At 46.5% G+C, this 2846-nt stretch carries 5 protein-coding genes; 4 read left to right on the forward strand and 1 reads right to left on the reverse strand.

The annotated features are described in order from the left end of the window. Positions 1-151 precede the first annotated feature (151 nt). Positions 152-280: a hypothetical protein gene (locus tag EXN75_RS18535; protein ID WP_255415916.1), complete on the reverse strand. Its 129-nt coding sequence runs from the start codon at positions 278-280 to the stop codon at positions 152-154. Between the two features lie 427 nt (positions 281-707). On the opposite strand from EXN75_RS18535, the gene EXN75_RS17075 reads away from it, so the two are divergent. From EXN75_RS17075 to EXN75_RS17090, 4 genes are all read left to right on the forward strand, one after another. Continuing rightward, positions 708-923 carry a hypothetical protein gene (locus EXN75_RS17075; protein ID WP_005823733.1) on the forward strand — a complete coding sequence of 72 codons (216 nt, stop codon included), beginning with the start codon at positions 708-710 and terminating at the stop codon, positions 921-923. 12 nt (positions 924-935) lie between these two features. Beyond that, the gene (locus EXN75_RS17080; protein WP_022159259.1) at positions 936-1175 is read left to right on the forward strand and encodes a DUF6926 domain-containing protein; all 240 of its coding nucleotides are present in this window, start codon (positions 936-938) and stop codon (positions 1173-1175) included. Positions 1176-1198: 23 nt separating this feature from the next. Beyond that, the gene (locus tag EXN75_RS17085) at positions 1199-1624 is read left to right on the forward strand and encodes a PcfK-like family protein (RefSeq protein ID WP_004312216.1); all 426 of its coding nucleotides are present in this window, start codon (positions 1199-1201) and stop codon (positions 1622-1624) included. Further along, positions 1621-2846: PcfJ domain-containing protein (locus EXN75_RS17090; RefSeq protein WP_134844728.1), on the forward strand; the 1226-nt coding region annotated here is incomplete at its 3' end. The genes EXN75_RS17085 and EXN75_RS17090, both read left to right, overlap by 4 nt.

Here is a 2846-nt window from a genome sequence, read left to right on the forward strand (position 1 = left end):
CACCCTTTCATGTCTCAGTAGTACGGCATGAGGAAAAGTGCTTCTTTTTGTCGGTTGCAGGCTAACCGATCAAAAGAAACACCATTCCTTGATTTGCCGTACCATTTTGTTTGCATACTCCACCGCAAGAAAGAAGTCATTGATGTAAACCTCAACGACCACTTTCATGCTTGGCTGCACAGCCTTGGAGAAAACCCGATGCAAGAAGCATGGACAAGCCATACTCTTCTTTCATCGGAATTTCTCTGAAGGCTGTGCCATTCTTGTATGCGATTTCCATTTTTCTAAAAACATTTGCAAGACAGTAATTGTATCCATTTCTCAGAAATGAGTATGCGATAATCGTGCAGTCCAAAAACTTCCGTGAAGTTTCTATTTTCATTTGCCGCTCTGTTTTTCTTTCCTCCACATGGTCTTTCCTTTTGGCATCAACCGTTATCGTGCAGGTGCAAAGGTATGGCAGCGGGCTTCGGAAATAAAAGGTCGAGCCTTCGGTTTTCGAAAAAATCTCCACACCGTTGGGTAGTATTTTTCCGAAAAACCTTGTATTTCCAGCCTCGCCGCCCTTGAAAGGCACCTGAAACGAAACGACCGATGCGACAGGAAGACGCAAAAAAAAATGTCGGAAAAGGGAGCGACAAAAAGGTGAAGAAACGAGAACTTCCCTTCAGTTCCTGGAACCGCAAATAAATTTAATTCAAGGCTATATGACAACAAACATCAACATAACACAGACTTGGTGGAGATTACTCTCCGCAGTCGGCTCAACCCTCATCACTTTGGTGGCTTGGTTGGGATATATGGCTCTCTGCATGGTCGGTGAAGTCATATTGGGAATTGTGAAGTTCATCTTCGGCATCATCATTTCCATTCTTTCTATGGTGGTACTGATTGGAACATTCATTTGGTTATTAACACTTTAAAGTACAAGCGATATGAACAGAAGCATTGAAGCGATACCTACATGGGCACTCTGCTACATCATCAATGGCGATGCAAGCGGACTGACTGACGAGGAAATCCGTATGGTGGACGAAGCCATGCGCAAGAACAATATAGAGATAGTAAGTCCAAGATACAACGAGGACATGTGCACAGAACCTTACTTCAGCCATTATCCGTTCTTCGGACTGCCTACAGAAGTTGAGGACTGCGACATCATCTATCACGAGTAACAACCCCTTTAACAACATCAGATATGAACACTACAGAATATTTCAAGAGAACCATACAAGCCTATTTGGAGGAGCGTGCTATGGAGGACGAACTCTTTGCAGCCAAGTATGACAACCCCGACAAGAACATAGACGATTGCGTCACCTATATCCTTAATTGGGTACAGAAGAGCGGTTGCAACGGCTTTTGCGATGACGAGATATATGGGCAAGCCATCCACTACTACGAGGAGAAGGACATCGAGGTCGGCAAACCATTGAACTGCCAAGTGTCTGTCAACCACCACATCGAACTCACAGAGGAGGAGAAGGCACAGGCAAGACAGGAAGCCATCCGCCAATATCAGCAAGAGCAGATGAACAAGATGCGTAACCGAGATACCGCCAAGCGCACCTCACAGAGAACGGAAACAGAAGTACACCAACCATCATTATTCGACACGTTATGAAACCAAGAACGAAATATCAGAAGCAAGTCGTAACCTCAAACAAGGGGTTACGACCTATCAAGGGAGCGCAAATGCAATGGGCATTCCGTGAATGTCTTGACCACTATGCCTTTCAGTTGAAGCACGGACAGACCACCTGCATGGACTGCGGACACACTTGGACTACGGACGAGGATGCGGACAAATGTGTCTGCCCGAAGTGTAAGGCAAAGTTGGAAGTGCAGCGCACCAAGCGACAGAAGGCAATGTCTTCTACCTATTTCAGTGTACTCTCCGAGCGCAAGGGACTGCAACTTATGCGAGCATTTCAGATGAAAGCCTATTACCGCAAGGGACAAAAGGCAGACTTTTATTGTTGGGAGGTGGCACGATATTGGATGAACGAAAAAGGCAAGGTGGAGGTTATGGCACGCAAGCGCACAATGGGTATCTATATGGACACGTTCTGCTACGACTCCGACATTGAACTGCGCAAGGACAACACCACCTATCAGCATATTGCTTCATTTCCGGTTTGCCCCGACATGAAAGTCATTTCTCAGATATGGCGCAACGGCTTTGACGGAGCGTTTCACGGCATCGAACCGCTTACATTGTTCAAGGCGATGCTGACAGACCACCGCATCGAAACGATGATGAAACAATGTCGTTACGGACACGTCCGCCACTTCATAGACCACCCACGGCACTTGGAAACTTGTTGGAATGCCTACAAGATTGCCAACCGCAACCATTACCTTATTACAGACATCGGCAAATGGGCAGACTACATCTGTATGTTGGTAGAAATGGGCAAAGACATCAGAAGTCCACATTACATTTGTCCCGACAACCTTGAAGCCGAGCACGACAGAATATCCGAGAAAATCAGAGCCAAGAAAGAAAAGGAGCGCACCGAGGAGGAGATACGCAAGGCATTGAAGAACGAGGACAAGTTCAAGGAAATGAAGAGCCGTTTCTTCGGTTTGATGTTCACGGACGGCAATATCGTGGTGAGAATGCTTGAAAGCGTCAGGGAGCACGTTCTTGAGGGTAAGGCGATGCATCATTGCGTAGGCAGCGGTACAAACTATTCACTCAATCCCGACTGCATCATCTTCTCTGCAAGAATAGCCGAACAAAGGGTTGAGACCGTGGAGTTTTCACTCGAACAGATGAAAGTCGTACAATGCCACGGACTACAGAACAAGGACACCGAGCACCATGCCGACATCATCAACTT

It is taken from the genome of Segatella hominis (genome assembly GCF_004535825.1).
GTDB classification, from domain to species: domain Bacteria; phylum Bacteroidota; class Bacteroidia; order Bacteroidales; family Bacteroidaceae; genus Prevotella; species Prevotella hominis.